Below are 14,782 nucleotides of genomic sequence, written 5' to 3'. Positions count from 1 at the left end.
TACTCCAGAAACTAACGACGGTTGAGATTGAAGTTGTTCAGGTCGCCGGCGTTCGCGGCGGTGACCAGGAAGCAGTCCATCAGCTGCTTCTCCGGCTGGCCGGTCTTGCCGGTCTTCAGGAAGCGGTCGGCCAGCTCGACGGCGTACTGCGCCTGGCGGAAGGCCGGCTGCAGCACGGTGGCCTTCAGTTTCCCGGCCAGGATCGCGTCGCGGGCGTCGTTGGAGCCGTCGAAGCCGACCACCACCACATCGCCGCGCCCGGCGCTCTCCAGGGCCGCCACCGCGCCCATGGCCATGGTGTCGTTGCCGGCGATGATCCCCTTCACCTCGGGATGGGCCTGCAGGATCGACTGGGTCTTGGCGAAGGCCTCGGACTGGCTCCAGTTGGCCGACTGGCGGCCGATCAGCTTCAGGTCCGGATATTGGTCGATGACCTCGTGGAAGCCGCGCGAGCGGATGGCGGCGTTGGTGTCGCTCTCCTTGCCGACCAGCTCGACGTAACCGCCCTTCTCGCCCATCGCCTGGACGAAGGCCTCGGCGCCCAAGGCCGCGCCCTGGAAGTTGTTGGAGACGATCTGGGCGGTGGCGATCCCGCGCACATTGATCTCGCGATCGATCAGGAACACCGGCACGCCCGCCGCCTTGGCCTTGCCGATCGCCGCGGCGCTGGCGTCGGAGCCGGCGTTGTCGAGGATGATCGCCGCGGCGTTGCGGGCGATGGCCGTGTCGATCAGCTGGCTCTGCTTGTAGGCGTCGTCATCGTGCGAGAACTTCAGGGTCTCGTAGCCCAGGGCCTTGGCGCGCGCTTCCGCCCCCGCCGCTTCCTGGCCGAAGAACGGATTGTCCATCGACGGGGTGATGATGACGATCAGGTTCGAACGGCCCTTGGGCGCCAGCCACGCGACCGCCAGCACGACCGCGACGACGGCGGCGAGGGCGAGGATCAGGTGGCTGCGCTTCATCATGGGCTCCTAGGCGACCAGCACGCGGATACCGCGCGCCTCGAAGGCCTTGCGGTCCTCGTCGCGCAGGCCGTCGTCGGTGATCAGGGTGTGGACGATCTCGACCCCGCCCCCGAGCGACGAGAACGAGGTCCGGCCGATCTTGGTGGAGTCCGCCACCAGGCAGACGTGCGAGGCCGCCGCGATCATCGCCTTCTTGATCGGCAGGTCGGCCAGCGACGGATAGGTCAGGCCGGCTTCCAGCGAGACCGCCCCCGTGGCCAGGAAGCAGGTCTCGGCATAGAGGCCCTCGAAATAGGCAGCCGAACGCTCGCCGCTCAGCGACAGGGTCGGGGCCTTGAACTGGCCGCCCGGCATGTGGACCGTGCACGACGGCAGCGCCCCCAGGGTCAGGGCGATGTTCAGCGCGTTGGTGACGACGTTGAGGTTCTGCCGCTCCAAGAGGTTCAGGGCCACCTCGGTGGTGGTCGAGCCGCTATCGAGGATGATCGTCTGGCCGTCGGTGACCAGCGAGGCGGCCAGGCGGCCGATCCGGCGCTTGGCCTCCATGTTGACCCGGTGCTGCAGGGCCATGTCGCGCACCTGCTGGGGCACCGAGCGCAGGAAGGCGCCGCCGTGCTCGCGGGTGATGTGGCCCTCGGCTTCCAGCTTCTCCAGGTCCTGGCGGATGGTCGGCTCGGAGACGCCGAAGGCCTCGGACAGCTCGCGCACGCGGGCGCTGCCCTCTTCCTGCAGCCACTCCAGGATCTTCATGCGGCGCGGCTCTGCCAGCAGGCCCGAGCCGGCGGCGGCGATGGCGCGCTGGCGGGCCGACCCCGGGACGGGCGCGCTCTTTTGACCCGACTTGGCCATGGCTTTCTTGCTCCTCTGCGAGACGGCGTCCACGGTCAGGCCCTGCCCGATGCCGTGAGACGTCCTTGCAGCTGGTCGAGCACGACCGCGGCGATGATCACAAGTCCTTTGATGACCATCTGCCAGAACTCGCTGACGCCCATCATCACCAGGCCATCGCCCAGCACGCCGATCACGCAGGCGCCGATCAGCGCGCCGCCGACCGTGCCGCGTCCGCCCGACAGCGAGGCGCCGCCCAGGACGACGGCCGCGATGGCCGACAGCTCGAAGGTCTCGCCGCTGGCGGGGTGCGCCGCCACCAGCTCGGAGGAGACGATCAGGCCCACGAGCGCCGCACAGACGCCGGAGATCACATAGACGGCGATCTTCACCCGATCGACGCGGACACCCGATAGCAGGGCCGCGCGCTCGTTGCCGCCGACGGCGTAGACCCGGCGGCCGAACGGGGTGTCCTTGGCGACGAAGGCGGCGACCACGGCGATGACCGCCAGCAGGATCACCGTCACCGGCAGGCCCAGGATCGCGGCCGAGCCCAGCAGCGGGAAGCCTTCGTTGGCGAGGTCCGAGCGGCCGACCAGGTTCGGGAAGGTCGCGCCGTTCGACAGCAGCATGGCCGCGCCTCGCGCGACGTAGAGCATGCCCAGGGTGGCGATAAACGGGGCCACCCGGAAGCGCGCCACCAGCACGCCATTGAACAGGCCCGCGATCCCGCCCAGCACCAGCACGATGGCGATCACCAGCGGCACGCTGGGATAGACCACCACGCCCAGCGGCTGCAGCGTCACGCCGTTCAGGATCAGGGCCCCAGCGACCATGCCGCCCAGGCCGGCGATCGAGCCGACCGACAGGTCGATGCCGCCGGTCAGGATCACATAGGTCATGCCGATCGCCAGGATCGCCGTGATCGCCACGTGCTTGAACATGATCAGGAAGTTCGAGGCCGACAGGAAGTTGGGGGCCATGACCGAGAAGAAAGCCACGACCACGGCCAGAGCGATCAGGGCGCGCAGCTTCAGCAGCAGGGCAACGAGGCTGACGCCCGTGGACGGAACGGAAGGTGCGGTCGCCATTACGCGGCGGTCTCCATGGCGTTCGAGGCGGCCACCAGGGCGGCTTCGGTGGCCTGTTCGAGCGTGAGGTCGGCGGTCAGGCGGCCGGCGGCCAGCACCAGCACGCGGTCGGCGACGGCCTGGGCTTCCAGCAGGTCGGAGGTGGCGAAGACGACGGCCAGGCCCTGGTCGGCCAGGGCGCGCATGGTGTCGAACACCTCGCCGCGCGCGCCGATGTCGACGCCCCGGCTGGGCTCGTCCAGCAGCATGACCAGCGGATCGGTCATCAGGCCGCGCCCGATCACCACCTTCTGCTGGTTGCCGCCCGACAGAGAGCCGATCGCCGCCTCGGCGCCGGACGCCTTGACGCCCAGGCGGGCCATCATGTCGGCGACGGCCGAGCGCTCGCGCTGGTCGCCGATCACCCCGCCGGTCACGAAGGCCAGCAGGCTGGACAGGCCGAGGTTTCCCCCGACCGAGAGATTGTGGAACAGGCCGTCGCGCTGGCGGTCCTCGGGCACGAAGCGCAGGCGCCGGCGGCAGCGGTCGGCCAGGCTCAGCGCCGAGACGTCCTCGCCGTTCAGGATCACCGTCCCGGACGCGTTGCGCGCGCCGCACAGGCTTTCCAGCAGCTCGGTGCGCCCCGAGCCTAGCAGGCCGTAGATCGCGGTGACCTCACCGGCCCGGAAGTCGGCGCTGACGTGATCGACCAGGAAGCCGCCTCCGCGACGCGGCAGGGCGATGTCACGGGCCGACAGCACCACGGCCCCGGCCTTGCCCGTGCCGCCGCGTGGCCGTTGGCGGGCCTTGTCGCCCAGCATCTGGTCGATGATCCAGGCGACCGAGACCTCGGACGCCTGCTTGCTCGCCACCAGGCGGCCGTCGCGCAGCACCGTGACGAAGTCGCCGATCCGCATCAGCTCTTCCAGCCGGTGGGAGATGTAGATCACCGCCACCCCGGCCCGCTTCAGCTCGGCGATGACCTCGAACAAGACCTCGACCTCGGCGGCGCTGAGGGCCGAGGTCGGCTCGTCCAGGATCAGCACCCGGGCGTCCTCGACCAGGGCCTTGGCGATCTCGACGATCTGCTGCTCGCCGACCCGCAGGTCGCTGACCAGGGCGTCGGGATCGATGGCGTGGGCTAGGCGCGAGAGCACCTGACTAGCCTTCGCCTTCTCAGCCGCGTGGTCGGCGACGCCCAGCACGCCGGTCAGGTCGCGACCCAGGAAGATGTTCTGCGTCACCGTCAGGTTCGGGCAGAGGTTCAGCTCCTGGAAGACGATGCCGACGCCGGCCGCGGCGGCCTCGCGGATCGAGGCGAAGCGCACCGGCGCGCCATCCAGCAGCAGGCGTCCGGAGGTCGGTTGCTCGACCCCGGCCAGGATCTTCATCAGGGTCGACTTGCCCGCGCCGTTCTCGCCGATCAGCACATTGACCGCGCCGGCCCGGACGTCGAAGTCGACGCCGTCCAGGGCGACCACGCCGCCATAGGTCTTGCCGATCTTCTCCGCGCGCAGCACGCCCTAGCCTCCCACGCGCTCGAGGCGGATGGGGGTCAGGGCCACGCGGTCATCGGCCTTGGCGACCTGGAACACGCCCTGGAAGCGGACGCTGTCGCCAGGCTTCAAGCCCTCGGCCACGGGACGCGCCTGGCGCAGGGCCCGCTTGGTCAGCGCGCCGCCGACCTCGGCATAGGCGATCTGGTTGGCGAAGTCGTTGAATGTCACGAACGGCAGGCTGTCGCGCAGGGCCGAGCCCGAGACGACCGGGCCGACCAGCACGTCGACTTGTTGCGCACCGGCCTGGACGGTCACGACGCCAGCGCGGGCCTGCGTCTTCACATCCACCACCTTGCCCTCGCCCTGCGCCACGAAGGTCCAAGGCGAGCCGTCCCCGGCCTTGCGGCCGCCGGCGGCGTCGAGGTCCTTGGCGATCTCGGCGGTGAGCTGGTCCAGCGGCTTGGCCTGCTTGTCCCAATAGGGCGCGGCCTGGACGTCCCAGATGGTGTCGACATAGCGGGCAGCGTCGAAGGCCCCGGCCTGGCGTTCACGGGCGGCGCGGTCGGCGGCGATCGGCACGACCTTGCAGGCGCTCAGGGCCGGCAGCAGCACCGCCAGGGCAAAGACCGCCCGCCTGATCCCGCTCGCCTGCCGCAAAGCCGAAGCCTCCCCTGCCGTGCGCCGTTTTCGGCACCACTTTCGAATGATTTCGAATTCAAGCGAAACCTGTCATGCGGGATTTTCGGTGTCAATGCGCCCAGACAGCAAGGCGACGCACCGCACGCCGGCAACAATATTTCCCTCGAGAAATCAGCCTCTTGTCGCCCGATAAATCGTGAGGAGCTCCTCACTCACAGCTTCCGGAAAAATTCAAAACGAAGAAAATCGAAAGAAAATCGCACCTTTCGGCATTGCACGCCGTAGCCACGCCGCCTAGTTTGCGCGTCGAGGGAGGCCTGGAACCAGGCGGAATCGAGCACGATCGGCGAAGCCGGCGCGCCTCTTCCGCGGTGCTCGCGCCCTCGTCAGAAAGACCAGCGAGTACGCCGACGATGAACGCAGCTCACCGCCAGGGTGACCTCCAGCAACGCGCCGTCCATGTGGCCGAGCGCGCCAACTGGATCCGTCGCAGCGCGCTCAAGATGATCTTCGAGGCCAAGCAGGGCCACCCCGGCGGCGACCTGTCGGCGGCCGATATCCTGGCCGCGCTCTATTTCGACGTCATGCGCTACGACGCGGCGACGCCGAACGCGCCGGGCCGCGACCGCTTCATCATGAGCAAGGGCCACTGCACCGGGGCCTTCTATTCGGTGCTGGCCGGCGCGGGCTTCTTTCCCGAGGAAGAACTCTCGACCTACCTCCAACCGCTGTCGCGTCTGAACGGCCACCCCAGCCGCACCTATCTGCCGGGCGTGGAGACCAACACCGGCCCGCTGGGCCACGGCCTGCCCGTCGCGGTCGGCGCGGCCATCGCCGGCCAGATCGACAAGGCCGACTTCCGCGTCTTCGTCCTGACCGGCGACGGCGAACTGCAGGAAGGCAGCTGCTGGGAAGCGGCGATGACCGCCGGCCACCGCAAACTCTCCAACCTCACCGTCATCGTCGACCGCAACCGCCTGCAACAGGGCGCGCCGACCGAGGATACGGTCAGCCTAGAGCCCCTGGCCGACAAGTGGCGCGCCTTCGGCTTCGACGTGCTGGAGATCGACGGTCACGACCCGGCCGCCTTGATCACGGCGCTGGAGACCCAGGGCGACAAGCCGCTGTGCGTGATCGCCGCGACCGTGAAGGGCAAGGGCGTGTCGTACATGGAGAACCAGGCCGGCTGGCACCACGGCTGCCCGAACCCCGAACAGTATGCTCAAGCCTTGCGGGAGCTGGCTCAGTGAACGATCCCGAAAAGGGCGAAGGCCTGTTTGACTGCCGCGAAGCCTATGTCGCCACGCTTGAGGCCCTGGCCGAGGCCGACTCGCGCATCGTCGCCGTGGTCAATGACAGCGTCGGCTCCAGCAAGCTGGGCGGCTTCCGCAAGAAGTTCCCCGAGCGCCTGATCAATGTCGGCATCGCCGAGCAGAACATGATCGGCGTCGGCGCGGGCCTGGCCAATGGCGGCAAGATCCCGTTCGTCAGCGGCGCGGCGTGCTTCCTCACGGGCCGAGCCCTGGAGCAGATCAAGGCCGACATCGCCTACTCGCAGGCCAATGTGAAGCTGTGCGGCATCTCCAGCGGTGTCGCCTATGGCGAGCTGGGCCCCACGCACCACTCGATCGAGGACCTGGCCTGGCTGCGGCCGATGGCCCCGCACCTGACCGTCATCGTGCCGTCCGATCCCTGGGAGACCGGCGAGGCGATCAAGGCCGCCGCCGCCCTGGACGGTCCGGTCTTCATCCGCATCAGTCGCATGCCGGTGCCGGCGCTGAAGCACACCGCCGACGCTTTCCAGATCGGCAAGGCCGAGACCCTGCGCGAGGGCGGCGACGTCGCCATCATCGCCAACGGCACCATGGTCCATCGCGCGCTCGCCGCCGCCCAGCTCTTGGCGGCCGAGGGCGTGCAGGCCAAGGTGATCAACATGGCCAGCCTGACCCCGCTCGACGAAACCGCCATCCTGGACGCCGCCAGGACCGGCGCGGTGATCACGGTCGAGGAGCACTCGGTGCGCGGCGGCCTGGGCGGCGCGGTGGCCGAGGTGCTGGCCACCAACGCCCCCTGCCCTATGCGGATCCTGGGCTTCCCCGGCTTCCTGCCGACCGGCTCGGCCGAGTGGCTGATGGAGCACTACGGTCTGACCGCCGCCGGCATCGCCGACGCCGCGCGCGATCTCCTGGCCAAATGAACATCCTGGCGATCGACCAGGGCACCACCAACACCAAGGCGGTGCTGGTCGGCCCCGAGGGCGAGATCCTGGCCCAGGCCTCCCGCCCGACCAAGGTGACCTACCCGCAGCCCGGCTGGGCTGAGTCCTCGGCCGACGATATCTGGGCCAGCGTCGCTGGGGTGATCGATGAGATCGTCGCCATGGGGCTGCCGGTCGATGCGATCGGCCTCTCCAACCAGCGCGAATCCGTGGTGCTGTGGGACGCCGCCACCGGCCGTCCGGTCGGCCCCTGCGTGATCTGGCAGTGCGGCCGCTCGGCCCCGCGCGGCGAGGCGTTGAAGGCCGAGGGCTACGAGCCCGACGCCATCGCCCGTACAGGCCTGACGCTCAATCCGATGTTCTCGGCCGGCAAGCTGGCCTGGCTGCTCGATGCGGCGCCGGATGGCCGCGCCCGCGCGGCGCGCGGTGAACTGAAGGCCGGCACGGTCGACGCCTGGCTGCTCTGGAACCTGACCGCCGGCACGCGTCACGCCACCGACCACAGCAACGCCTCGCGCACCCAGCTGATGAACCTCGCCACCCTGGCCTGGGACTCGGAGATGGCGCGGCTGTTCGACATCCCGCTGGCGGTGCTGCCGGAGATCCGGCCGTCCGACAGCCTGTTCGGCGAGACCGCAAGCGGCGCGACCGCCCTGCCCGCTGGCATCCCGATCCACGCGGCCATGGGCGACTCCCACGCCGCGCTCTACGGCCACGGCCTGGACGGCCCCGGCCGCATCAAGGCCACCTGCGGCACAGGCTCGTCGCTGATGACGGTGACCAAGGAGCGCATCTGGTCGGCCCACGGCCTGTCCAGCACCATCGCCTGGAGCCGCTCCGGCGGCGCGCTGCACGCGCTCGAAGGCAACATCTCGGTCTCGGGTCACACGGTGGCGTTCGCGACCAAGCTGTTGGGCTTGAGGGACGAACTGGCCCTCACCGATCTCGCCCTCACCGTCCCCGACAGCGGCGGCGTCGCCCTTGTGCCGGCCCTGGCCGGCCTGGGCGCCCCGCACTGGCGCGACGAGGCCCGTGGCTTGGTCAGCGGCATGAACCTCGGCACGACGCCGGCCCACTTGGCCCGCGCGGCGCTGGAGGCCGTGGCGCTGCAGATCCACGACGTCTTCATGGCCATGCAGGCCGACCTGCACGGCGACCTCCCGGCCCTGAACGTCGACGGCGGCGCCTCGCGCAACGACGTGCTGATGCAGTTGCTCGCGGATTTGATCGACCGGCCGGTGATCCGCGCGGATGCGGCTGAGCTGAGCGCTCTTGGCGCGGCGCGATTGGCGGCCGAGGGGATGGGGATTAAGGCCCCGCCGGTGCGACCGGCGGAACGGACCTTCGAGCCGGCGATGAGCACCGACGCCCGCGAAGCGACCGTCGCGCGCTGGCAGGACGCCCTGCGGCGGGCGATGCTCTAGAACGCCACCTCGAGCGGAGCTCCACTGTACCGCACCGTCTTCACCCGCTCGCGGCCACCGTCAATCAGCACCACCTTGAAAGTCCGGTCGTTCACGAGGCCCGGGAAACTCCCCACCCGCGCGCCGATGGTCAGCTTCCGCACCCCATCGCTCCAAGCCAGCGGCGTCACCGCCCGCTCACCACGCTCATAGGCGTAGCTGTCGCCGGCGTCGTCATAGAGCTCGAACGCCCCATCCGCGCCGGCGTAGACGCGCAGCTCCAGCGGTCCCTGCGGATCCTGGTCGGCATAGTTCACCGCCCCGCCCAGCGGCAGGATCGCCCCGGCCTTCGCGAACAACGGGATCTTCTCCAGCGGCGCCGCCGCGTCGATCCACTGGCCACCCGCCAGTTTCCTGCCCGTCCAGAAGTCGTACCAAGCCGCCGTCCCCGGCAGGAACACCGACCGCGAGCGCTGCCCCGCATTGGTCACCGGCGCCACCATCAGCGACGGCCCAAACAGGAACTGGTCGCCGATGTTCCAGGTCCGCTCATCCGTCCGCCAGTCCATGACCAGCGGCCGCATGATGGTGTCGGCCTTGTCGGTCACCCGCCAAGCCAGGCCGTAGATGTAGGGCATGAGCCGATAGCGCAGCCGGTCGTAGTCCAGCAGGATCGGCGTCTTGTCGCCATAGGCGAACAGGTCGTTGCGGTCGTTGGCGCGCTTGCCGTGGGTGCGGAACAGCGGGTTGAAGACGCCGAACTGGTACCAGCGGACATAGAGCTCCTGGAACGCCGGATCGGTCGTCGCCGACCCGGTCGGCGGGTTGTCCAGCACGCCGCCGTAGTAGCCGCCGATGTCGGTGGTCCAATACGGCATCCCCGACAGCGCGAAGTTCAGCCCGCCCTGGATCTGGCGCTGGAACACCGGGAAGCCGTTGAGGATGTCGCCCGACCACGAGGCTGCGCCGTAGCGCTGCACGCCGGCGAACGACGAGCGCGACAGGATGAACACCCGCTTGTCGTCGCGCTGCTGGCGCCAACGATCCGACACGGCCGCCACATGGGCCAGCGGGAAGGCGTTGCCGTAGAGCTCGCCTGGCCCGATCGCCAGCTTGCGGCCGTTCAGCGTGCGGTCGGTCTCGGCCATGGTCGGCAGGTGCAGCTCGGGCTCGGAGCCGTCCAGCCAGAACGAGTCCCAGCCTTGGTCGAGGAGCTTCGACCCCAGGTGCGACCAGTAGAGATCGGCGGCCTCGGGATTGGTCGGGTCGTACAGCGCCGTGCCGGGGATCAGCCAGCCGCGCTCGGCCATCAGCTTGTAGAGCGCCGACGACTTGGACAGCAGCGGCCACATGCTCAGCATCGTGTGGACGTGGCGCTCACGCAGGGTCTTCAAGAGGCCGGGGACATCGGGATAACCGTCGGGCCGGAACTCTGGATCACCCATCCGGCTCCACCAGCGCCAGTCCTGCACGATCACGTCGATCGGCGCGTCACCGTCGCGGTAGCGCTGGGTGACGTCCAGCAGGTCCTGGCCGCTGGCATAGCGGTCCATCGACTGGAAGAGGCCGTAGGTCCAGCGCGGGAACAGCGGCGCCGCGCCGGTCATGCCGCGGTACTTGGCGACCACCTGGTCGAACTCGGGCCCGTAGAGGAAGACGTAGTCGATCGCCTGGCCGACATCCGCCGTCAGGGTCAGCTCGGTCGGGAAGCGGTTGTCCAGGGTCGAGGCGGCGGCGGTGTTCCACAGCAGGCCGAAGCCCTCGGTCGACATCATCAGCGGATGGGCGATGTCGGTATTGGCCTGGGCCAGGCGCACGACGCCGCCCTGGTAGTTGAACTGGCCGGACTGGTGCTGGCCCAACCCATAGAGCCCCTGGCGCAGGGCCGGATGAAAGCGCTCGGTGACCTTCCAGGCCTTCGAGCCGTCCGACAGGCTCGTGGGTTCATAGAGGCGCGGCCGCTCGCCCATCTCCTGCAGCAGGATGCGGTCGTTCGGCCCGAGGAAGGTCAGGGTCCCGTCCGACAGCGAGATCGAAACCCGCAGCTCGCCGGTCTTCAGCACCTTGGCCACGGCCTTGGCCGTGCCGACGCCGGCAGCGGTGTTGACGCCGGTGCCGGTCGCGGTGGCGTCGGTCAGGGTCACCGGCTGCGGCGCGCAGGGCTTGGAGAACCAAGGCTGGTTCGGCGATGAACCGCTGGCCGCGCCGTCCGGACTGGCGGTCACCCGCACCACCCCGTCGGCGCAGACCGTCAGCCGCATCACGTCGACGCCGTTGCGGACGACGACCACGTCACGCTCCTGGCTCACCTCGACGCTCGCATGCGCAACGACAGGAGCGGCCAAGGCCAGAAGCATCAGCGCCAGACGGTGGATCACGGACATCTCCGCACAAAAACAGATGCGGCGCCGGTTGGAGGAAACCGGCGCCGCGGGTGACGGATCATGCACGGGAGGGCGCAATCACCGACAGGGGAAACTCAAGCGACAGCGCCTAGAAGGTGTAGCGGGCGCCGACATAGAACTGGCGGCCGCCGACCCGATAGTTCTCGAAGCGCTGGGTCGTGGAGTCGATGTACGAGATGTCCTTCTCGTTGGTCAGGTTCAGGGCGTCGATACTGACCGACAGCTGGTCGGTGACCTTGTACGAGGCCGAACCATCCAGGAACGTGGTGGCCAGATTGCCCTGGACATCCTGGTTGTAGCGGCCTGGGACGGCGGTCAGGTACTTGTCGCGGTAGTTGACCGAGATCCGCGCCTGCACCTTGCCGCGCTCGTAGTAGAGCGTGGCGTTGGCCGCGTTCTTCGACAGGTTCAGCAGCGGGGCGTTGATCTTGGCCGCCCCGGCCGCCGTGGTGGCGAAGTAGTCGATGCTGCTGTCGACATAGGTGTAGTTCATCAGCACGCCGAAGCCGCGGAACGCGTCGGGCAGGAAGTCCAGCGGCTGCTGGTAGTTCAGCTCGAAGCCCTTCAGCGGACCGCCGGGGGTGTTGATCACGTTGGTGATGCTGAAGTCGTCATTGGCGTTGACGCCCGTGCCGTCCAGCAGCGAGACCGGCAGGCCCGTCGAGGCATACGGCGCGACGGTGGTGATGGTCTGCACGTAGGTGCTGATCTTCTTGTAGAAGAAGCCCGCCGACACGATCGTGCCCGACTTGGGATACCACTCGATCGAGAAGTCGGCCGACTTGGCGCGGTACGGGTCGAGGTTGGCGTTGCCGGTCGAGACCGAGCGCGAGCCGCCGGCCACCGAAACGCTGGTCGCCGCCGCCAGATTGCCCAGGGCCGGACGCGCCATCACCTTGGCCGCCGAGAAGCGGACCTGCAGCTTGTCGGTCGGCTCCAGCACCAGGTTCAGCGACGGCAGGGTGTCGGTGTACTTGCGCTTGACCGTGGTCATCACGAAGCCGGCGGCGTTCACCGTGGTCGGGACGTTGGTATAGAAATTCGAGGTCTGGTTGGTCTCGACATAGCGGACGCCGACGTCGCCGCGCACGCGCCAGCTGCCGAGCGCCTGGTCGAAATTGGCCATGACGTAGCCGGTCTTGTCCTCTTCCTGCACCGAGCGGTTCTCGCCGCGCACGCTGGCCACCGTCTGCGACAGGGCCGTGCGGCCGCTGTTGCTGTAGATGTTGTAGGCGGCCTGGAAGGCGTCGATGTTCGGCGTCGTCCAGCAGACCGGCGTCGGGGTCGGCACGTTCAGCTTCTTGAGGCCGCAGAACTGCTCGGTCAGGCTCTGGATCGACGAGCCGGTCGGGATGGCCGGGAAGTTGGCCTCGCCCAGGGAGTAACGATAGGACTGGGCGCTGAAGTCGTACTGCTTCCAGTTGGCGCCGGCGCGGACGGTCAGGCCGTCGTTGAACGCGTACTTACCGTTCAGCTGGACGGTCTTGTACTTGTTGTCGGTGTAGTTCGGACGCAGGCGGATTTCGGGGCCCGTGGGGCCGGTGCCGCCGGGCTGGGTCACGGTCGGGCCGAAGTACCACTGGCTCGGGTCGGTGACGTCGAAGCCGTAGTTGATGGCCGGCAGGTACTGGCCCTTGGGACGGATGTCGATCGAGTAGCCGTCGACATTGAACCGGTCGATCTGGGTCGAGATGTCGTTGAAGTTGTCGAAGTCCGAGTACGAGTAGCCGACCACGCCATCCAGGCTGAACTTGTCGCTGAACTTGTGCTCGCCGGTCAGGGTCCACTGGCCGAAGTCGGTCGAGAACTCGTCGCGGTTATGCTCCGAGCGCATGTCGACATTGTCGAACAGGCCGTAGAGCATGGTGTTCTGGCTGTTCAGGATCATGTCCCGCACAAGCATCTCGGGCTTGCCCCCCTGCGAGGCGCCGCGGGAAAAGCCGATGGCTTCCAGCGGCCAGTCATCCCGGCTGACCTTGTAGCGCGAGAACAGGCCGTCCAGCGTGATCTTGGTGTCGTCGTCGGGCGCCCATTGCAGCGAGCCGGTCAGGCCCAGGCGCTCGGTCTTACCCAGGCCCTGCACGTAGCGCATGAAGCGCGGATAGTAGGTCGTCGGCGCGCTGGCCAGGTTGTAGGTCGAGGTCGCCTTGGCGAAGTCGGCGGCGGGAACGTCGCAGATGCCGCCGGTCCCGGTCGTCGGCTTGCACCAGCCGCCGTCGCCATTGCCCTGGTTCCACAGGCCCGAGCTGGACTGCTGGAAGTCGACGGCGGTCTTCGAATAGGCCACCGAGAACAGCGCGCCCAGCTTGTCGTCGGCGAAGGTGTTGGAGACCAGCAGCGCCATGCGCGGGCGGGTCTTACCGGTCTGGTCGTTGTAACCGGCCTGGGCCGAGGCGGCGAGCTTGAAGCCCTTGTAGTCGAAGGGGTGGCCGGTGGTCAGGTCGACCGTGGCGCCCAGCGAGCCTTCCTCGACATCGGCCGACGGCGTCTTGCGCACGTCGATGCGGCTGAAGAGTTCCGAGGCGAAGACGTTGAAGTCGAAGCCGCGGCCGCGGTTGGCGCCGCTGTAGCCGTCGGTCGAGGCCTGCGCCTCCATGCCGTTGATGCGCACGCGGGTGAAGTCGGGACCCAGGCCGCGCACCGACAGCGCCCGGCCTTCGCCCTGGTCGCGGCTGATGGCGACGCCGGGGATCCGCTGGATGGATTCGGCCAGGTTGTTGTCGGGGAACTTGGCGATGTCCTCGGCCAGGATCGAGTCGACCACGCCGGTGTTGGTGCGCTTCAGCTCCAGGGCCTTGGCCAGGCTGTTGCGGAAACCGGTCACCACCACCTCGGTCACGGCGGTGTTGTCGGCGGTGTTGTCGGCGGCGGCTGGAGCGGCCTCCTGCAGCGCCGCGACGCCGGCGGCGGCCACGGGCGCGGCCCCGCCGTTCGCCGTGGCGATCACCTCGTCGGCGTGAGCCACGCCGCCCAGCGCCAGGACCAAAGCGAGGCCCGAAGCCCCGCCGGCCAGTTGTCGTTGAAACCTGTCCATCATCCCTAATTCCCCTTCGCCGCGATCGTTTTCGTCGCGGTCGCTTGCGTTTCCTCGCGCGCCTCTAGCGGACGCGTGATCGGTCGATCGGGCCCGGAGGCCGACGTGGTGGAAAACGACGGCGTCGGCCGGAAAGGGAGCCGACGCCGCCAGAGTGGCGATCCGGGTCAACAGAGGAGAACGGAACCCGGGCCGCATATCGGAGCGGCGCAACGCCACGCTCGGAGCCGGGGACGAGCCGCGCGGCGGCGGGGATCGGCCCCGCCGGCGTCAGATCTCGCTGCTTGATCGCGCACGGAAGCATGGCGCGGTCCTCCCCAGCGACGTCGCGGCGTTTCGCCGTTCAATGTTCGCTGAGACAAACCGTTACCAAAAGACAATAATCGAAATCAATCGAAAATCGTATGTGGTGTGACCAACGGACCCATCGAGCACGCCGGAGCGTTGCGGCCCACTCCGCGCCAAGCCTTGCAGGGCTTGAGGATACGGCCGGCGAGACCCCCGCGCGACATCGTCGAAGAAAAGATCGAACGCTTACGTCCCATAAGCTGGGATGGTGTGGAAACTTCTTTAATTACAACGCGTTGACTTTCATGAAGCTTCGCCAGAGCTCAGGTCGATAACGCATGCCCCAGCGCGAGATCGACCTCTCCTTAGCGCTCTCAAGCCACCCTCGCCGCACGCTCTTCATGCCCCTCGAAAACCGACTTTCGTTTTCCTT

The 14,782-nt window shown here is 68.3% G+C and carries 10 protein-coding genes; 3 read left to right on the top strand and 7 right to left on the bottom strand.

Annotated elements, in window-relative coordinates; all coding sequences use genetic code 11:
• Positions 1 to 11 precede the first annotated feature (11 nt).
• From AC07NI_RS00995 to AC07NI_RS00975, 5 genes are read right to left on the bottom strand one after another with little or no spacing between them, the layout of a single operon-like run.
• The gene (locus AC07NI_RS00995) at positions 12 to 965 is read right to left on the bottom strand and encodes a D-ribose ABC transporter substrate-binding protein (RefSeq protein ID WP_494614939.1); all 954 of its coding nucleotides are present in this window, start codon (positions 963 to 965) and stop codon (positions 12 to 14) included.
• 6 nt (positions 966 to 971) lie between these two features.
• Positions 972 to 1,814 (bottom strand): DeoR/GlpR family DNA-binding transcription regulator, encoded by an 843-nt coding sequence (locus AC07NI_RS00990; RefSeq protein ID WP_494614938.1) that lies wholly within the window; start codon positions 1,812 to 1,814, stop codon positions 972 to 974.
• Positions 1,815 to 1,849: 35 nt separating this feature from the next.
• Complete coding sequence (locus AC07NI_RS00985; RefSeq protein WP_494614937.1) at positions 1,850 to 2,884, bottom strand: ABC transporter permease; 1,035 nt, start codon at positions 2,882 to 2,884, stop codon at positions 1,850 to 1,852.
• Positions 2,884 to 4,383: a sugar ABC transporter ATP-binding protein gene (locus tag AC07NI_RS00980; RefSeq protein WP_494614936.1), complete on the bottom strand. Its 1,500-nt coding sequence runs from the start codon at positions 4,381 to 4,383 to the stop codon at positions 2,884 to 2,886. Before AC07NI_RS00980 ends, AC07NI_RS00985 begins: the two co-directional genes overlap by 1 nt.
• A 3-nt stretch (positions 4,384 to 4,386) precedes the next feature.
• Entirely contained in the window at positions 4,387 to 5,019 is a 633-nt protein-coding gene (locus tag AC07NI_RS00975; protein ID WP_494614935.1) for a DUF2291 family protein, read from the bottom strand.
• Between the two features lie 395 nt (positions 5,020 to 5,414).
• Here AC07NI_RS00975 and AC07NI_RS00970 point away from each other — a divergent pair, with 395 nt between their 5' ends.
• Genes AC07NI_RS00970 through AC07NI_RS00960 form a run of 3 tightly spaced genes read left to right on the top strand, consistent with a single transcriptional unit; the run spans position 5,415 to position 8,643 of the window.
• Entirely contained in the window at positions 5,415 to 6,251 is an 837-nt protein-coding gene (locus tag AC07NI_RS00970) for a transketolase (RefSeq protein WP_494614934.1), read from the top strand.
• Complete coding sequence (locus AC07NI_RS00965) at positions 6,248 to 7,198, top strand: transketolase family protein (RefSeq protein ID WP_494614933.1); 951 nt, start codon at positions 6,248 to 6,250, stop codon at positions 7,196 to 7,198. The genes AC07NI_RS00970 and AC07NI_RS00965 overlap by 4 nt, the downstream gene beginning before the upstream one ends.
• A complete protein-coding gene (locus AC07NI_RS00960; protein ID WP_494614932.1) occupies positions 7,195 to 8,643 on the top strand; it encodes an FGGY family carbohydrate kinase in 1,449 nt (482 codons plus the stop codon). The genes AC07NI_RS00965 and AC07NI_RS00960 overlap by 4 nt, the downstream gene beginning before the upstream one ends.
• Here AC07NI_RS00960 and AC07NI_RS00955 read toward each other — a convergent pair.
• A complete protein-coding gene (locus tag AC07NI_RS00955) occupies positions 8,640 to 11,000 on the bottom strand; it encodes a glycoside hydrolase family 31 protein (protein ID WP_494614931.1) in 2,361 nt (786 codons plus the stop codon). The two genes, AC07NI_RS00960 and AC07NI_RS00955, sit on opposite strands and share 4 nt — an antisense overlap.
• Before the next feature lie 115 nt (positions 11,001 to 11,115).
• Positions 11,116 to 14,064, bottom strand: coding sequence for a TonB-dependent receptor (locus AC07NI_RS00950; protein WP_494614930.1), 2,949 nt, complete (start codon positions 14,062 to 14,064; stop codon positions 11,116 to 11,118).
• Positions 14,065 to 14,782: the final 718 nt, after the last annotated feature.

Source organism: Caulobacter sp. GW821-FHT10E02 (assembly GCF_059415225.1).
Note: the sequence above shows the minus strand (reverse complement) of the source record. Positions and strands in the feature narration are given on the sequence as shown.